The sequence below is a fragment of the Duganella alba genome (genome assembly GCF_009674495.1).
In the GTDB taxonomy this organism is placed as follows: Bacteria; Pseudomonadota; Gammaproteobacteria; order Burkholderiales; family Burkholderiaceae_D; genus Rugamonas; species Rugamonas alba.
The window spans coordinates 50788-66911 of record NZ_WKJN01000019.1 but is presented as its reverse complement, the minus strand read 5'-3'; the positions used below and the strand labels follow the sequence as shown (position 1 = coordinate 66911).

At 62.4% G+C, this 16124-nt stretch carries 16 protein-coding genes; 12 read left to right on the top strand and 4 right to left on the bottom strand.

Annotation, left to right across the window (positions count from 1 at the left end):
- Window positions 1-12: 12 nt before the first annotated feature.
- Window positions 13-492 carry a hypothetical protein gene (locus GJ695_RS18615; RefSeq protein ID WP_154367313.1) on the bottom strand — a complete coding sequence of 160 codons (480 nt, stop codon included), beginning with the start codon at window positions 490-492 and terminating at the stop codon, window positions 13-15.
- On the opposite strand from GJ695_RS18615, the gene GJ695_RS18610 reads away from it, so the two are divergent.
- Window positions 491-1153: a tyrosine-type recombinase/integrase gene (locus GJ695_RS18610; RefSeq protein WP_154367311.1), complete on the top strand. Its 663-nt coding sequence runs from the start codon at window positions 491-493 to the stop codon at window positions 1151-1153. The two genes, GJ695_RS18615 and GJ695_RS18610, sit on opposite strands and share 2 nt — an antisense overlap.
- Here the strand turns inward: GJ695_RS18610 and GJ695_RS18605 are convergent.
- Window positions 1135-1425: an H-NS histone family protein gene (locus tag GJ695_RS18605; RefSeq protein WP_154367309.1), complete on the bottom strand. Its 291-nt coding sequence runs from the start codon at window positions 1423-1425 to the stop codon at window positions 1135-1137. The two genes, GJ695_RS18610 and GJ695_RS18605, sit on opposite strands and share 19 nt — an antisense overlap.
- A gap of 462 nt (window positions 1426-1887) precedes the next feature.
- Between GJ695_RS18605 and GJ695_RS18600 the strand changes: the two genes are divergently transcribed.
- The 3 genes from GJ695_RS18600 (at window position 1888) to GJ695_RS18590 (ending at window position 3511) form a co-directional block, all read left to right on the top strand.
- Entirely contained in the window at window positions 1888-2436 is a 549-nt protein-coding gene (locus tag GJ695_RS18600) for a hypothetical protein (protein ID WP_154367307.1), read from the top strand.
- A 104-nt stretch (window positions 2437-2540) separates the two neighbouring features.
- A complete protein-coding gene (locus GJ695_RS18595) occupies window positions 2541-2951 on the top strand; it encodes a ribonuclease E inhibitor RraB (protein WP_229260442.1) in 411 nt (136 codons plus the stop codon).
- 110 nt (window positions 2952-3061) lie between these two features.
- A complete protein-coding gene (locus GJ695_RS18590; protein WP_154367305.1) occupies window positions 3062-3511 on the top strand; it encodes a hypothetical protein in 450 nt (149 codons plus the stop codon).
- A gap of 143 nt (window positions 3512-3654) precedes the next feature.
- Here GJ695_RS18590 and GJ695_RS18585 read toward each other — a convergent pair whose 3' ends face one another.
- Window positions 3655-5052, bottom strand: coding sequence for a sensor histidine kinase (locus tag GJ695_RS18585; RefSeq protein WP_154367303.1), 1398 nt, complete (start codon window positions 5050-5052; stop codon window positions 3655-3657).
- The gene (locus GJ695_RS18580; RefSeq protein WP_154367301.1) at window positions 5045-5728 is read right to left on the bottom strand and encodes a response regulator transcription factor; all 684 of its coding nucleotides are present in this window, start codon (window positions 5726-5728) and stop codon (window positions 5045-5047) included. Before GJ695_RS18580 ends, GJ695_RS18585 begins: the two co-directional genes overlap by 8 nt.
- A 183-nt stretch (window positions 5729-5911) precedes the next feature.
- Here GJ695_RS18580 and GJ695_RS18575 point away from each other — a divergent pair, with 183 nt between their 5' ends.
- The 8 genes from GJ695_RS18575 (at window position 5912) to GJ695_RS18540 (ending at window position 16122) form a co-directional block, all read left to right on the top strand.
- Window positions 5912-7039 (top strand): efflux RND transporter periplasmic adaptor subunit, encoded by a 1128-nt coding sequence (locus tag GJ695_RS18575; protein WP_154367299.1) that lies wholly within the window; start codon window positions 5912-5914, stop codon window positions 7037-7039.
- On the top strand, window positions 7032-10130 hold the full coding sequence (locus GJ695_RS18570) for an efflux RND transporter permease subunit (RefSeq protein ID WP_154367297.1): 3099 nt from the start codon (window positions 7032-7034) through the stop codon (window positions 10128-10130). Before GJ695_RS18575 ends, GJ695_RS18570 begins: the two co-directional genes overlap by 8 nt.
- Window positions 10127-11653 carry an efflux transporter outer membrane subunit gene (locus GJ695_RS18565; protein ID WP_229260441.1) on the top strand — a complete coding sequence of 509 codons (1527 nt, stop codon included), beginning with the start codon at window positions 10127-10129 and terminating at the stop codon, window positions 11651-11653. The genes GJ695_RS18570 and GJ695_RS18565 overlap by 4 nt, the downstream gene beginning before the upstream one ends.
- Window positions 11654-11762: 109 nt before the next feature.
- Window positions 11763-12503, top strand: coding sequence for a c-type cytochrome (locus GJ695_RS18560; protein ID WP_371866567.1), 741 nt, complete (start codon window positions 11763-11765; stop codon window positions 12501-12503).
- The gene (locus GJ695_RS18555) at window positions 12500-13765 is read left to right on the top strand and encodes a c-type cytochrome (protein ID WP_154367295.1); all 1266 of its coding nucleotides are present in this window, start codon (window positions 12500-12502) and stop codon (window positions 13763-13765) included. Before GJ695_RS18560 ends, GJ695_RS18555 begins: the two co-directional genes overlap by 4 nt.
- 10 nt (window positions 13766-13775) lie before the next feature.
- Complete coding sequence (locus GJ695_RS18550) at window positions 13776-13955, top strand: hypothetical protein (RefSeq protein ID WP_154367293.1); 180 nt, start codon at window positions 13776-13778, stop codon at window positions 13953-13955.
- Window positions 13956-14516: a cupredoxin domain-containing protein gene (locus GJ695_RS18545; protein WP_154367291.1), complete on the top strand. Its 561-nt coding sequence runs from the start codon at window positions 13956-13958 to the stop codon at window positions 14514-14516.
- A complete protein-coding gene (locus tag GJ695_RS18540; RefSeq protein WP_166455139.1) occupies window positions 14500-16122 on the top strand; it encodes a cbb3-type cytochrome c oxidase subunit I in 1623 nt (540 codons plus the stop codon). The genes GJ695_RS18545 and GJ695_RS18540 overlap by 17 nt, the downstream gene beginning before the upstream one ends.
- Window positions 16123-16124 lie beyond the last annotated feature (2 nt).

Genomic DNA, 16124 nt, shown 5'->3' with positions numbered 1-16124 from the left:
GCCATCGAAAAGCTATTCGCCCCGATAGAAGACGAAAACTCTTGAGCTACCTTCGGTCATCCTGACTCCGTTTGAGACCAGCGCATCTCCGTCGGAAATCAGTGGCAGAAATTCTTGCTGCCCACTTTGACCGAATACAGCCTCTTGCAACAAGGATTTCGCAAAATCATACATCGCCAGGCGACTAGAAAATCTCAAATAGATGTCACCGTTTTTGACATCCACTTCAGACGTCAAATGATGGTGGCTGTCCTTTTGAACAGCCTCGGAGCTGACATCATCTGTGGCAGTGACAACCACTGTGTTCGATAAAATCATTTTCACTTTCTCAGTCTTTGACCGGCTGCTACTGGCCGGTTGCGGCCCTGCATGTTGCGCGTCAGCTATAGAATACCAGCTTGCCGAAATGAAAATATCACACATTCCCACATTACAAAGCACTTCGCCTTGAAGCCGCGCATAGTAGAGGTCCAAACAAGGGAGGTCTATCATGAACACACATACTTCTACCCCGGAGCACCGCGCTCCATGGAACAAGGGGAAGCTAATTGGCCAAAAGGCTCCGCTGCGTATTAGTGAGATATGGGCTATTAGGGTCAGACTTGAAATCTACGAGCGCCGGCGAGACCTAGCGCTCTTTAACCTGGCCATCGACAGCAAATTGCGTGGTTGCGATCTGGTGCAACTGCGGGTGCAAGACGTTTGCCACGGCAACCATGTGGCTAGTCGCGCCACTGTGATGCAACAAAAGACAAAGCACCCGGTGCAGTTTGGGCTCACTGCAGGCACGCGGAAAAGTCTGGTTGAATGGATCAGCTCTGCAGGCCTGAGACAAAACGACTATCTGTTCCCAAGCCGGATCGGAGATTCACCACATATTTCAAACAGGCAGTACGCCCGCATCGTACATCAGTGGTTCGAAGAAATCGGCCTCGATCCTACAGCATATAGCACGCATACTCTGCGTCGTACTAAGCCTACGCTTATTTATCGTCGGACGAAGAACCTGCGCGCAGTTCAGCTCTTACTTGGATATACGCGCCTAGAAAGTACGGTCCGATACCTTGGAATAGAAGTTGATGATGCGCTCGAAATGGCTGAGCAAACTGATGCAGAAAGCGCACCATCGACGGTTCATCGAATCAGGTATTGATTCCTATCTTTACCTTCGAGCCACTTTGGTGCGCGACCGCGGCCAGTCCAAGTGTCGCCAGTTGCCTCATCCTTGTACTTGATCTCTACGAGTTTGCGAGGAGTCTTAGGCGCTTGCTTGGACGCAGTGCCAAGGTCAGCTACGGTCAATCCATATTCGCTCATGATTGCCTTGATCTTAGCTTTCGCCTCGGCGACCTCCGCATGACGAGCGGCTTCAGCTTTCGCCTGAAGTTCTGCGATTTGCTTTTGATAGTCTTGGTACGAAGACATTGCACAGCCCTTTACATGTGTTGAGATGGACTAATTGTACAAGCGACGAATTCGCCTAGGTGGACTATTGTGATAATCAGTGCATTTTCCTCACATGCAAAATGATATGCTGAGTGCCGGCTAGCTTCGGCTAAGTGCTGCCATGAGGTGATCTTTGGATTTAAATCATGAGAAAAACGGACCTTCTCAAACTGCTATCTAAATACGATGACGACGTCGAAATTTTGGTAGAGAGTATCGACGGAGGATTTCATGACCCTGTCATGTACATTTCGTCGATCCGAACGCGCAATGCTGCGGAGTTCACAAGTGCTTCCACATCAGGCTACGTCAACGGTAATAACACTAATGGTTTTGGTGCCTTAATCCTGGGCACATCGATAGGCTTCTCTAAGCCAGAATGAAATTCATAACCGGCCGAAATCGGCCAAAAACGGACGATTGGAAAAATAAGGAATCTGTATGAACAAATTCCTCGCAATCTGCTTTGGCTTTCTCATATGTGGGTGTCCTACTGCAAAAGCACAGGAACAGCCGCCGGCGAATTATGAGAACTGGGGAGTCTGTCCTTTCGAGTGCTGCGAGTACAGAGACTGGACCGCCAGCGCTGATATTCCCGTGCATGAGAGTCGCAGCGATAAGTCACCTGTTGTATTCAACCTGCACGGACAAGAGAAGCTTCGCGCCCTCACGGGTGTCGTTGTCACAGAAAAAGCGGGTATCGTTCGAATCAATAAGGCAGTTCAAGACGGCTATGTCAAAGGCAGCGAGAAGCCTCAGCTTACGTTTAAAGCGGGGGATATCGTTTACATGCTTTCGCCATTGGGGGAAGGCTCCTACCTTTTTTGGTATCGGGGCAAAGTGTACACAAGCAGCATCGAGCTTGCTGCGATGCCAGGTGTCGATGGAAAAGACGCGATAATGACTTGGTGGAAGCAAGTGGAGAATAAAGCAGGTAAACGAGGTTGGACGACGTCCAACAATTTTTCAAATGCTGACACTTGCGGATGAGGTAACGCAAGCTGTCAATTTTCTGCTCTGTCAGAGCAGTAACCGGCCAATAGCAAACTCTAGAGATAAACCAAACTATGAGACTAAGTTCTTCAAAATTTTTCTTGGCTGTTGTAGCTACGGCTTTTTCCATTGTGACTAGTTTTGCCTGGAAGCCTGTGCATGCGCAAGAGCGTCCGCATATCGCCCGTGCGCAGATCGATTCGATGTTTTCAGCCATGCGTGCAAATGCACCTTGGAATGTGGACGGTCCTTTACTTTGGGGCTACTATTTTTCGGCCCCAACTAGCGAAAAACTCGACCAAATTGCCTCCGAGCTCGAAAGCAAGGGGTATCGAGTTGTTGGGATTACGATGCCGCAGGGGAAACCTAGACTGCAAGTAGAAAAAGTTGAGACGCATACACCTGCTTCGCTCGATGCTCGCAATCAAGAATTTTATACGCTAGCTGGACGCAACGGTATTTCTTATAACGGAATGGACGTAGGGCCAGTCCAAGTCCAAGAGGTAAAATAAAAACTGAACTTTTCAATCCACCGGCCTCGGCAAAAAGCAGATTGAATTTTTTTTAGGGAGTTAGATGCGGCTATTAAACCTGCTATTTTCTTATTTTTACTACTGACCTAATGATAAATACGCCAATCGGAAAATTTATAGTTATTTCTGCGATTGCGATTCCAGTCGTATTCGTTGCAGTGTTTTGGTTTGCATTGAATAGAGAAGGCGGCTGTACATCAAGCATAATAAAGCAAGAATTTTCGGTTGACAAAATGTATAAGGCAACTCTTTTAAAAAGAGATTGTAATATAGGCGAATCCATTACCTACTCTATTCGTTTCGACTCTGCCGGTTCCTCCGTTGAAGGCGGGTGGTTTATTCCTGGTTTCGAGATTGAGAATGATGAATATCCAGAAAGTATTCCGGAGATGCGTTGGACCGATCAGCATAGACTGGAGGTACGGGTAAGGACGAGAACACTTAGCGGTCAACTTACCCGTAATATAAATAACAATTTAATATTCAGCCGTTCTTACATTCCGAAAGATCCGTCGACATTACCCCAATTTCTAAATTGAAGCCCAAGGGCAGCTATGGGGTGCGGACCTTTGCACTCACAATTCACTCAACCAGCATTCAATCCAGATGCTAGCTGTCAGCTCGCTAATCAGAGTTTTTTGCAATCCGCTTTTGATAGTGATATGCGTCGATTCCCGCCTTATCAAGCAGTCCCCGGCACAAAAAGGGTGAAACGCGCTCCACCTGTTGTGACGTTTTCAGCTTCGATGCGGCCGCCATAGGCTTGCATGATCGCTTGCGACAGGGCCAGGCCGAGGCCGACGCCGTCTACTTCGCCGGCGCGGGCGCCGCTGCCGCGGAAGAAGCGTTCGAACAGGAACGGCAGCTCGCTTTCCGCAATCCCCAAGCCCTGATCTTCCACCGACAAGGTCACGCCGTGCGCGCCGCGCTGGATGCGGACGGTGACGTGGCCGTCGGCCGGCGAGAATTTCAGCGCGTTTTCGAGCAGGTTGCGCAGTACCAGGCTGACCGGCGCACGGTCCACCTGCACCGCTTCCGCCAGCCCGTCGTGCAGGAGGATGTCGATGCGGCGTTCGGCGGCCGGTGCGGTCAGTCGCTGGATGGTTTCCTGCGCCAGCGCGGACAGCGACGCCAGTTCCACCTGCGCCAGCTGCTGGCCGGCGTCCAGGCGCGCCAGCATCAGCAGCTCTTCCACCAGCATGGTCAGCCCGCCGACTTCCGCCAGGCAGGAGCGCAGCGCGACGACATATTCTTCGTTCGAGCGCGGCCGGCGCAGCGTGATTTCAATTTCCGTGCGCAGCCGCGACAACGGCGAGCGCAGTTCGTGCGAGGCGTCCGCCGTAAAGCGCCGCTGCGCCTCGAATGCCTGTTCGATCCGATCCAGCATGGCGTTCAGCGTGTCAGCCAGATGGCCGATTTCGTCGTCGCCACCGGGATGCGGCAAACGCTGGTCCAGGCTGCTGTCGCCGATCTTGCGCGCCTGGTCGACGATGTTCTCCATCGCCACAAAGGTTTTGCGCGACAAGCGGTCGCCGGCCCAGCCGACCAGCGCCAGCAAGGCGGTCGCCATCACCGTGAACAGGATCGCCGCCGATTGCAGGATCTGGTCCGCATCGTCCAGCGAACCGGCCACCTGCACGGCGTAGCGCTGGCCGTCGACCAGCGCCGGCACCGATACCATGCGCAGCGGTTCTTCGCGCGCGTCGGGCAAGGTGGCGAAGGCGGTTTCGCCGGCCGCCAGTTGTTCCAGCAGACGCGGCGGGAACGGCAGCACATCGTTGCCGAGATTGGCGCTGCGCGCCAGCACCCTGCCCTGGCCGTCGATGATCTGCACCAGCCGGTCCAGCCGCGTCAGCGACAGCGGCGCGCTGCCGGCCGGCGCTTCGTGCACGCGGATGGCCGTACCGCGCGTGTCGGTCAGCATGCCGACTTCCGTATCGGCCAGCGCCAGCAGCGCCGAATCGAGCTGCCCGCGTACCGAGCGCGACAACTGCCACCAGCCTGCCGCCGCTATCGCGCCGACGGTGGCCACGGTGGCCATCAAGTGAATCAGTACCAGCCGGCGGCGCAGGCTAAGCATCCGACTCTCCCGGAGCCGCCAGGCGGAAGCCGCGTCCGCGCACGGTGGCGATCAACGGTTCGTTGCCCGGCGCATCAACCTTGCGGCGCAGGTTTTTCATGTGGACGTCGATCAGGTTGTCGATGGCGATCAGGTCGGCGTGCCAGACGTGTTCCGCCAGCTGCAAACGGCTGACCACCTCGCCCACGTGCTGCACGAGGAAATCAAGAATCGCGTATTCCTTCGGTGTCAGATCCAGGCTGGCGCCACCGCGATGGACTGCATGCGTCTGCGGATCGATACACAGATCGGCCACTTGCAGCAGCACCGGCTGCGTGCGCACCGAGCGCCGCAGCAGCGCCCGCACGCGCGCCAGCAGTTCGTCGAATTCAAACGGCTTGGTCAGATAATCGTCGGCGCCGGTGTTCAGGCCGGTGATGCGGTCGGCCACGGCATCGCGCGCGGTCAGCATCAGCACCGGCGTTTGCAGGCCGCGACGCCGCCACTCGCCGCACAGCGTGACGCCATCCTTGCCCGGCAACATCCAGTCGAGGATGGCCAGATCGGCGCGCGCCAGGTCGGCGGCCTCCACGTCCTGCGCCGCATGGGCGACCGTGACCGTGTAGCCTTCTTCCTCCAGACCGCGCGCCAGCAGCCGCGCTGCCTTGTGATCGTCTTCCACCAACAGTATCTGCATGTATGCCCTCGCCTAGACGGCCAGAGTATAGCAGCGGCACGGGCAGCCTTTCCTGAAGAAGAATTCAGGATGCAGTGCAGCAAATTTCCGTACCATGGCGTCACTTTCCAGCCTTTCCAACCATGACCGCATCCCCACCGAGGGAGGCAGGCCGCGCTTTGCCCGGCGTTCCGGAGAACCACCATGAAACGAGCCACCCTGACGAAACTGATTTTGCTCGGCCTGCTGGGCCTGGCCGCGCTGCGCCTGTACGGCTCGACCGCCAAGCAGGAGACGGCCGTCGAGGATGTACCATCGCTGGTGCATGAGGGCGACCTGCTGCGCATTCCGGACAAATCACCGTTGAGACGTTCACTGGTGATCGCCGCCATCACCGAGCAAAGCATCGCCGCGCCAATCACGCTGCCGGCACTGGTGGAAGCCGATCCGGCTCGCCTGGTGAAAGTCACGCCGCCGCTGGCCGGCCGCATCGTCAGCCTCAACAAACAGCTGGGCGACGAGGTCAAGGCCGGTGAAGTGCTGTTCACCATTGACGCGCCGGACATGGCGCAGGCTGGCGCCGACAACGCCAAGGCGCAATCGGCGCTGTCGCTGGCACAGCGCAACCTGGCGCGCCAGCACGAGCTGGCACAAGGCGATATCGCCGCCAAGCGCGACGTCGAGCAGGCCCAGGGTGATTTCGACAGTGCAGCCGCCGAAGCCGCCCGCGCCGCCGCCCGGCTGGCGCAGCTGGGCGCACACGGCGGCGGCAATGCCAGTGCCGGCCGCATCACCGTGCGCTCGCCGATTGCCGGCCGCGTGGTCGAACTGTCGGCCGCCGCCGGCGGGTACTGGAACGACGCCACCGCTTCCCTGATGACCATCGCCGACCTGTCCAAAGTTTTCATCAGCGCCAACGCGCAGGAAAAAGACCTGGCGCAGCTGTACGTCGGCCAGCAGGCCAGCGTCAAGCTGGACGCCTGGCCGGCGCCGGTCACCGGCCAGGTACGCTACATCGGCGAGATGCTCGATGCCGACACGCGCACCATCAAAGTCCGCCTGCCCTTCGACAACCATGACGGCCACCTCAAACCCGGCATGTTCGCCGAAGCCACGCTGCTGGCGCGTCCGCACAACGGCATGCTGGTGCCGATGACGGCGGTGATCCAGAGCGGCTTCGCCAGCCGCGCCTTTGTCGAAGTCAAGCCATGGCAGTTCGAGCCGCGCGAACTGAAACTGGGCGCGCAGATCGGTGAGCAAGTGGAAGTGCTGTCCGGCCTGAAGTCCGGCGAGCGCATCGTCACCAAGGATGGAGTGCTGCTCAATGATTGAACGTCTCGTCACTCTGTGCTTCAACCGGCGCGGCATCGTCTCGCTGATTTTCCTGCTGGTGGCGCTGTACGGTGGCTACTGCTGGAGCCAGCTGCCGCTGGAAGCCTATCCCGATATCGCCGATGTCACCTCGCAGGTGGTCACGCAGGTCAACGGCCTGGCCGCCGAGGAGGTCGAACAGCAGATCACCATTCCGCTGGAACGGGAAATCATGGGCACGCCCGGCATGCATGTGATGCGCTCGAAGTCCACCTTCGGCCTGTCGCTGATCACCGTCGTGTTCCAGGACGGCGCGGAAGACTACTGGTCGCGCCAGCGCCTGCAGGAGCGCATTGCCGGCGTGTCGCTGCCGTATGGTGCGCAGCCGTCGCTCGACGCCCTGACCTCGCCCATCGGCGAAATCTACCGCTACACGCTGGAATCGAAGAGCCAGGACCTGCGCGCGCTGTCCGAATTGCAGCGCTGGGTGGTGATCCCGCGCCTGAAGCAGGCCAGCGGCGTGGTCGATGTCGGCAATTTCGGCGGCCTGACCACGCAGTTCCTGCTGGAGTTCGATCCCGCCAAGCTGTCCAAGTACAACCTGTCGCTGGCGCAGATCACGCAGGCGATTGCGGCCAATAACGCCAACGCCGGCGGCAGCATCCTGACGCGCGGCCAGCAAGGGCTGGTGGTGCGCGGCGTCGGCCTGATTCACAGCCTGGACGATCTGGGCAACGTGGTGGTCACGCAGAAGAACGGCGTGCCGGTGCTGGTCAAAGACCTCGGCAACGTCACGCTCGGTAACCAGGAGCGTCACGGCGTGCTGGGCAAGGACAAGGTGTCGGACACCGTTTCCGGCATCGTGCTGCTGCTGAAGAACGAGAATCCGTCGCGCGTGATCGCCGGCGTGCACGAGGCAGTGCAGGACCTGAACGACCACCTGCTGCCGAAAGACGTCAAGGTCGTCCCCTACATGGACCGCAGCACGCTGGTGGACGCCACCGTGCACACGGTTGGCAAGACGCTGATCGAAGGCGTGGTGCTGGTGACGCTGGTGATGGTGCTGTTCCTCGGCAGCCCGCGCGCGGCGCTGATTGCGGCATCGGCGATTCCCGTGTCGCTGATGGCGGCCTTCATCCTGATGCACCACTTTAAGATTCCAGCCAACCTGCTGTCGCTCGGTGCGATCGACTTCGGCATCATCGTCGACGGCGCCATCTTCGTGCTGGAAGCCATCCTGCTCCAGCGCGAGAAGCAGCCGGACGGTCTGCTGTCGGCCAAAGACGCCATGAAGGCCACGCTGCAAGTGATGCGTCCGACCTGCTTCGGCATGCTGGTCATCATGATCGCCTACCTGCCGCTGTTTGCCTTCCAGCGCATCGAATACAAGCTGTTCTCGCCGATGGCGTTTGCGGTCGGCTTCGCGCTGCTCGGCGCGCTGCTGATGACCATGATGCTGATACCCGGCCTGGCCTACTGGGCTTTTCGCAAGCCGCGCAAGATCTTCCACAATCCGGTGCTGGAATGGCTGATGCCGCGCTACGAAGCGCTGCTGCAAAGGCTGGTCGGCAAGTCGAAGCTGGTGCTGGCCGTGGCTGCCGCCACGCTGGTGGCGGTGATCGTGGTCGGCGGCGCCATCGGCCGCGACTTTTTGCCGACGCTGGACGAAGGCTCGATCTGGCTGCAAGTCACGCTACCGCCGGGCATTTCGCTGACCAAGGCGACGCAGATGGCGGACGCGCTGCGCGAGGCGACCTTGCAGGAACCGCAAGTCGCGCACGTGGTCACGCAGCTGGGCCGCAATGACGAAGGCACCGATCCTTTCACGCCATCGCACATCGAATGCGCGGTGACTTTGCAGCCGTATGACAAATGGCCGTCCGGCATGAGCAAACAGGACTTGATCGACAAGCTGGCGGCGCGCTACAAGCAGCTGCCGCGCACTGACGTGGGCTTCTCGCAGCCGATGATCGACGGCGTACTGGACAAGCTGGCCGGCGCGCACAGCGATCTGGTGGTCAAGGTGTATGGCGACGATTTCCACGCCACCCGCAAGCTGGCCAGTTCGGTCGAAAAACTGCTGCGCAGCGTGCCTGGCGCGGAGGACGTGATCATCGATCAGGAACCGCCGCTGCCGCAGGTACGTATCGACGTTGACCGCGCCGCGGCGGCCCGTCTCGGCATCAATGTGTCCGACGTGATGGCGCTGATCCAGACCGGCATCGGCGGCAGCCCGGTCGCGCAGGTCTACGTGGACGACCGCAGCTACGACGTGGCGGCGCGCTTCAGCGGCCCGACGCGCAATGATCCGCAAGCCATCGGCGATCTGGTGCTGAACGCCGCCAACGGCGCCCACGTGGCGCTGGCGCAGGTAGCGCATATCCGCCTGGCGGAAGGCGAAACCACGATTACGCGCGAGATGAACCGGCGTCACCTGACGGTGCGCACCAATCTGCGCGGCCGCGATCTGTCGTCCTTCCTGGCCGAGGCGCAGGGCCGCATCCAGCGTGAGATTCCGTATGACCACGCGCGCTACCAGATCACCTGGGGCGGCCAGTTCGAGAACCAGCAGCGCGCGCAGGCGCGTCTGGCGGTGATCGTGCCGGCGGTGCTGGCGCTGATGTTTGTGATGCTGTTCTCGGAATTCGGCAATCTGCGTCAGCCGGGACTGATCCTGCTGGCGGTGCCGTTGTCGCTGCTGGGCGGGCTGGTGGCCTTGCAGATGCGCGGCATGACGCTCAACGTGTCGTCGGCGGTCGGATTCATCGCGCTGTTTGGCGTGTCGGTGCTGAACGCGGTGGTGATGCTGGCCAACCTGAACCGCTGGCGCGCGCTGCTGCCGGACGATTTGCGCACGGCGGTCATCAACGGCGCCCGCGAGCGCGTGCGGCCGGTGCTCACCACCGCCACTGTCGCCGCCCTGGGCCTGGTGCCGGCGGCGCTGGCGCACGGCCTGGGCAGCGACGTCCAGCGCCCGCTCGCCACCGTGGTGGTTGGCGGCCTGGTCACGGCCACCGTACTGACGCTGGTGCTGCTGCCGGCCCTGTATTACCTGATCGAAGAGCGCTTCGCCCGCCACCCGGCGCCCGCGCCCGAAGGAGAACAAGCATGATGAAAAAGTTGACCACGCATTTTGGCGTCCGCGCGGCGGAGCTGGCCGCGCCCTTCGCCAGCGCGCCGGAGGCAACGGCGCTGGCATTGCTCGCCCGCCTGTTGGTCGCATTGCTGGCCACCGGCTGCGCGGCCGGTCCCGATTACGTGCGCCCGGCCGCACCAACGGCCACGCGCTACACCGCCGAGCCGCTGGCCGCCAACACCGCAGCATCGCCGGTTGCCGGTGGCGCTTCGCAGCACTTCGCCGAAGGCAAGGACGTCTCCGCGCAGTGGTGGACCGTGTTCGGCTCCGACGACCTGAACCAGCTGATCGCCGCCGCCCTGCAAGCCAATCCCGATCTGCAAGCCGCCGATGCCGCCCTGCGCGCCGCCCGCGAAACCGCCGCCGCCCAGCGCGGCACCTACTTGCCGACCGCCGACCTGCATCTGCAACCAACGCGCCAGCGCGTGGCCGACACGCTGTCCAGCCCCACCGCATCCGGCACCAACCTGTACAGCCTGCATACCGCCCAGCTGAACATCGGCTACACGCCGGACGTCTTCGGCGCCACCCGCCGCCTGGTCGAAGCCATCGATGCCCAGACCGACGTCGCCCGCTTCCAGCGCGAAGCCGCGCGCCTGACGCTGACCAGCAACATCGTCAACGCCGCCATCAACGAAGCCGCCCTGCGCGCGCAGCTGGACGCCATGCAGCAACTGACCGTCATGGCCCGCCAGCAGCTGGACGCCGTGCGCAAGCAACAACAAGCCGGCCAACTCGGCGCGGCCGACGTCGCCGCGCAGGAAGCCGCACTGGCGCAAGCCGAAGCCAACCTGCCGCCGCTGCAAAAACAACTCGCCCAGCAGCACGACCTGTTGGCCGTACTGGCCGGCCGCTATCCCAGCGCAGGCATTGCCCGGCGCCTGGACTTCAGCCACCTGACGCTGCCCGCCGAACTGCCACTCAGCCTGCCAGCACGCCTGGTCGAACAACGCCCGGACATCCGCGCCGCCGAAGCGCAACTGCAAGCCGCTTCCGCCCAGATCGGCATCGCCAAGGCCGCGCGCCTGCCCAACATCGCACTGACAGCCACGCTGGGCAGCTCGGCCCTGGACGCAGGCACCCTGTTCAAGTCTGGCGCGGGCTTCTGGAGCATCGGCGCCGACCTGGCGCAACCGCTGTTCCACGGCGGCGCCCTGCTTCACCAGCAACGCGCCGCCGAAGCCAACTACGACCAGGCCGCCGCGCAATACCGCAGCACCGTGCTGACCGCCTTCCAGAACGTCGCCGACACCCTGCACGCGATCGACGCCGATGCACAATCCCTGCGCGCCGCCGTCAACGCCGAACAAGCCGCCCACAAAAGCTGGACCATCGCCCAACGCCAGTGGCAACTGGGCCAGACCGGCTACCCGCCCGTCCTGCAAGCCGGCCAGGCCTGGCGCCAGGCCAGCATCGCCCTGATCCAGGCCCAGGCCGCCCGCTACACCGACACCGTCGCCCTGTTCCAGGCCCTGGGCGGCGGCTGGCAAGGCGAGTAAATGTGACTGATACGCAACGAATTATTTGAAAGGTTCATAACAAGCGGGCAAGCGGTTGTAAAATAAATATTGGTTAGAAAGCCACTAGTTGCAGCCCTGAGGAGAAGGCATGGTCCCATCCCGGTGTTTTTCAGCTTTACTGGTTCTCGGCACGATCTTCGGCCACGCGTATGCCCAGCCGGAGCCGACCGTGCCTCCGCAGCGCGCGCCCGATACCATGGAGGCGCGCACCCTCGCCTGCGTCGGCTGCCATGGCGACAAGGGTCGTGGCGTCGCCAATGTCTACTTTCCCCGCCTGGCCGGCAAACCGGCCGGCTACCTGTACAACCAGCTGATCGCCTTCCAGGAAGGCCGCCGCCGCTATGCGCCGATGAACTATCTGCTGGCCTACCTGCCGCCGGCCTACCTGAAGCAGATGGCCGACTACTTCGCCGCCCAAAGCCCGGCCCCGCTGGCAGTCACCGCCCCCGCCGCGCCGCCGGCCACCATCGCCCAAGGCCAGCAGATCGTCAGCAAGGGCCTGCCGGACAAGAAAATCCCCGCCTGCACCGCCTGTCACGGCACGGCGCTGACCGGCCGTGAACCCGGCATCCCCGGCCTGCTGGGCCTGCGCACCGATTACGTCAGCGCGCAGCTCGGCGCCTGGCGCTACGGCACCCGCACCGCCCTGGCGCCGGACTGCATGCAGATCGTCGCCTCGACGCTGTCCGAACCTGAAGTGGCCGCCGTCTCCGCCTACCTCGCCACGCTGCCGGTGCCGCAGCAGGACAAACCGGTCGCCGCCGACACCACGCAACTGCCCATGGCCTGCGGCAGCCAGAACCCGCACGCGGCGGAGGCCAAGCCATGAAGCGCTTCCTGCTCATCCTCCTGCTGATCCTGATCCTGCTGGCCGGCGGCGCCTGGTGGCTGATGAACCGAGGCTCGTCCGCGCCCGCCACCACCGTCAGCAGCGCCCAGATCGAACGCGGCAAATACCTGGCGCAAGCCGGCGACTGCATCGCCTGCCACACGATACCGGGCCAGGCCATCTTCTCCGGCAACCGCGCCATGCCCACGCCGTTCGGCAACCTGTACGCGCCCAACATCACGCCGGACAAGGAAACCGGCATCGGCAAGTGGACGCCAGCCGACTTCTACAACATGCTGCACACCGGCCGCTCGCCGGACGGCAAGCTGCTGTATCCGGCCATGCCGTTCGCCTCCTACACCAAGGTCACGCGCGACGACTCGGACGCCATCTTTGCCTACCTGATGTCGGTGCCGCCGGTGAAGCGCGCCAGCCGCGAGCACGAGCTGCGCTTCCCCTACAACAACCGCAGCCTGCTGATCGGCTGGCGCACGCTGTACTTCCAGGAAGGAGAATACAAGCCCGATCCGCAGCAGTCGGTGGAATGGAACCGTGGCGCCTACCTGGTGCAGGGCCTGGGCCACTGCGCCATGTGCCACTCGCCGATCAACGCGTTGGGCGGTTCGGCCGAAGCCAAGGCCTTCCAGGGCGGCCTGATCCCGATGCAGAACTGGTACGCGCCGTCGCTGACTTCCAACCGCGAGGCCGGCCTGGGCAACTGGGCGCTGCAGGACATCATGGACCTGCTGCAAACCGGCGTCTCGCATCGCGGCACCGTCTACGGGCCGATGGCCGAAGTCACCTTCAACAGCCTGCAATACCTGAACGACGCCGACGTGCGCGCCATGGCGGTCTACCTGAAAGGACTGCCCGGCGACGATCCGCCGGCCGCCCCCGCCGCACCGCTGACCAACGAAGTGTCGCAGATGTTCGCCGAAGGCCAGCGCATCTACGACGCCCGCTGCGCCACCTGCCACGCGGTGGACGGGCGCGGCATGCCGCCGCACTTCCCGCCGCTGGCCGCCAACCAGTCGATCCTGATGAGCTCCTCCGTCAATCCGGTCCGCATGATCCTCAACGGCGGCTACCCGCCCGGCACCCGCAAGAACCCGACGCCCTACGGCATGCCGCCGTTCGCGCAGGAGCTGAACGACGCCGAAGTCGCCGCTGTGGCGACCTACATCCGCAATGCCTGGGGCAATGCCGCCACGCCGGTCACGCCGCAGCAGGTCAACCAGTTGCGCAGCGCGCTGCTTGAATAGGAGGAACGTCATGATCGTGGAGACCGATACGCCCGCGGAGTCCGAAGCGGCCAACCAGCAGCGCGTGGACGACATTGTCGCGCGCGGCCCCGGTGGCGCCTTCGCGCTGGCCGGCGTGGCGACGGCCGTGGTGGTGGCCATCTGGTTCGCGTTTTACTTTCTGGTCTTCGTTGCGCGCGGAGGTGCCTAGATGAGCGACCAGCATAGCGCCGCCCACGCCGCCGAACAGGCCGAAACGCGCTGGGTATGGATCGTCGCCGCCATCATCGCCCTGCTGCTCGGCATGATGGCGTACATGAGCCTGCACTGGATCACCATGCCGCCGCAGCGCATGGAAACCGTCAATCCCGGCACCTTGCACCTGGCCGGCGAATTTGTCGAGGCCAACCTGGGCAGCGCCACCGAGGCCGACGGCAGCGTCACCGTGCGGCTGGTCGGCAGCCAGTATTCGTTCACGCCGCAATGCGTGGTGGTGCCGGCCGACACGCCGATCGTGATCCGCGCCACCAGCGCCGACGTGGTGCACGGCTTCAGCGTCACCGGCACCAATGTCAACGTCAACCTGGTGCCGGGCTACGTCTCCACCTTCCACGCCCGCTTCCAGAAGACCGGCGACCACACCATGCCCTGCCACGAATTCTGCGGCATCGGCCACGCCGCCATGTGGGCCCACGTCAAGGTGGTGGACAAGGATACGTACGCGCGGCTGGCGCAAAAGCAAGGGAGGCTGAGCTGTGCTGAACATTCCTAACCGGCGGCTGGTGCTGGCGCACTTCTGGCTGGCGTTCCTGGCTTTCTTCCTGGCGCTGATCCTCGGCGAGTGGCAGATGTACATCCGCAGCCCGCTGCATAGCTGGCTTGGCAATCCGGAACTGTATTACCGTTCCGTCACCGCGCACGGCTCGGCCATGGGCTATGTGTTCCCGACCTTGGTGGCGATGGGCTTCGGCTATGCGATCGTGGAACTGGCGCTGAAGCAGGCGCTGGTCGGCCTGCGCTGGGCCTGGGCCGGCTTTGGGCTGGTGGTGGTCGGCACCGTGGTGGCCATGGTGCCGGTGGCGCTGGGCAAGGCGTCGGTGTTGTACACCTTCTACCCGCCGCTGATCGGCAATCCCTTCTACTACATCGGCGTGGTGCTGGTGGTGGTTGGCTCGTGGATCTGGGTGGCGCTGATGGCGGTCAACCTGCGCGTCTGGCGCCGCGCCAATCCGGGCGCCACCGTGCCGCTGGCGATGTTTGCCAATAACGCCGGCGCCTACCTGTGGGCCTGGACCTCGATCGGCGCCGCCGTCGAAATCCTGTTCCTGATCCTGCCGGTGGCGCTGGGCTTCAAGACCACCATCGACGCCGGCCTGGCGCGCGTGTTCTTCTCGTGGACGCTGCATGCCATCGTCTACTTCTGGCTGATGCCGGCCTACATCGCCTTCTATACACTGGTGCCGCGCGCGATCGGCGGCCGCCTGTACAGCGACGCCATGGCGCGCATCTCCTTCATCCTGTTCCTGGTGTTTTCGATGCCGATCGGGATACACCACCTGTTCCAGGATCCGCAGGTCGGCAGCGGCGTCAAGTTCCTGCATGCGGTGTTCACCGCCATGGTGTCGGTGCCGACACTGCTGACCATCTTCACCATCTGCGCCTCGGTTGAGATTGCCGGCCGGCTGCGCGGCGGCGCCGGCAGCTTCGCCTGGATCGCCAGGCTGCCGTGGAAGAATCCGATGATGCTGGCCCTGGCACTGTCCTTCATCATGCTGGGCTTCGGCGGCGCGGGCGGCCTGATCAACATGAGCTACCAGCTGGACTTCGCCATCCACAACACGCAATGGATCACCGGCCACTTCCACCTGATTTTCGGCGGCGCCATCGTCATCATGTACTTTGCGCTGGCCTACGACCTGTGGCCGCACCTGACCGGCCGCGCGCTCAACGCCTGGAAGCTGATGCGCGTGCAGCTGTGGCTGTGGTTTGTCGGCATGATGGTGCTGACCATGCCGTGGCACTGGGTCGGCATACTCGGCATGCCGCGCCGCATGGCCTACTACGACTACACCGCCACCGACCTGGCGCCGATGTCGCTGTCGGTCATCATCACCTTCAGCGGCGGCCTGCTGTTGCTGGCGTCCGGCGCGCTGTTCCTGTGGATACTGGCCGCCGGCCATCGCGGCGCGACGGTGCCGCTGCCGTCATTCCGCTTCAGCGCGCCGGTGCATGCGGGCGCGCGCATGCCGGCGGCGCTGAACGGCTTTGGGTTGTGGCTGGCGTTGATGATCGGCCTGAGCGTCATCAACTACGGCTTCCCCATCGCGCAGCTGATCAACACTCCGAATACCGCCGTGCCGGCCGTTCCGATCAGGTGATG

Excerpts from the sequence above, each read along its gene's own strand:
- GJ695_RS18610 (WP_154367311.1), top strand. The coding sequence starts at position 491 with ATGAACACACATACTTCTACCCCGGAGCACCGCGCTCCATGGAACAAG.
- GJ695_RS18615 (WP_154367313.1), bottom strand. The coding sequence starts at position 492 with ATGATAGACCTCCCTTGTTTGGACCTCTACTATGCGCGGCTTCAAGGC.
- GJ695_RS18605 (WP_154367309.1), bottom strand. The coding sequence starts at position 1,425 with ATGTCTTCGTACCAAGACTATCAAAAGCAAATCGCAGAACTTCAGGCG.
- GJ695_RS18600 (WP_154367307.1), top strand. The coding sequence starts at position 1,888 with ATGAACAAATTCCTCGCAATCTGCTTTGGCTTTCTCATATGTGGGTGT.
- GJ695_RS18590 (WP_154367305.1), top strand. The coding sequence starts at position 3,062 with ATGATAAATACGCCAATCGGAAAATTTATAGTTATTTCTGCGATTGCG.
- GJ695_RS18585 (WP_154367303.1), bottom strand. The coding sequence starts at position 5,052 with ATGCTTAGCCTGCGCCGCCGGCTGGTACTGATTCACTTGATGGCCACC.
- GJ695_RS18580 (WP_154367301.1), bottom strand. The coding sequence starts at position 5,728 with ATGCAGATACTGTTGGTGGAAGACGATCACAAGGCAGCGCGGCTGCTG.
- GJ695_RS18575 (WP_154367299.1), top strand. The coding sequence starts at position 5,912 with ATGAAACGAGCCACCCTGACGAAACTGATTTTGCTCGGCCTGCTGGGC.
- GJ695_RS18570 (WP_154367297.1), top strand. The coding sequence starts at position 7,032 with ATGATTGAACGTCTCGTCACTCTGTGCTTCAACCGGCGCGGCATCGTC.
- GJ695_RS18565 (WP_229260441.1), top strand. The coding sequence starts at position 10,127 with ATGATGAAAAAGTTGACCACGCATTTTGGCGTCCGCGCGGCGGAGCTG.
- GJ695_RS18560 (WP_371866567.1), top strand. The coding sequence starts at position 11,763 with ATGGTCCCATCCCGGTGTTTTTCAGCTTTACTGGTTCTCGGCACGATC.
- GJ695_RS18555 (WP_154367295.1), top strand. The coding sequence starts at position 12,500 with ATGAAGCGCTTCCTGCTCATCCTCCTGCTGATCCTGATCCTGCTGGCC.
- GJ695_RS18550 (WP_154367293.1), top strand. The coding sequence starts at position 13,776 with ATGATCGTGGAGACCGATACGCCCGCGGAGTCCGAAGCGGCCAACCAG.
- GJ695_RS18545 (WP_154367291.1), top strand. The coding sequence starts at position 13,956 with ATGAGCGACCAGCATAGCGCCGCCCACGCCGCCGAACAGGCCGAAACG.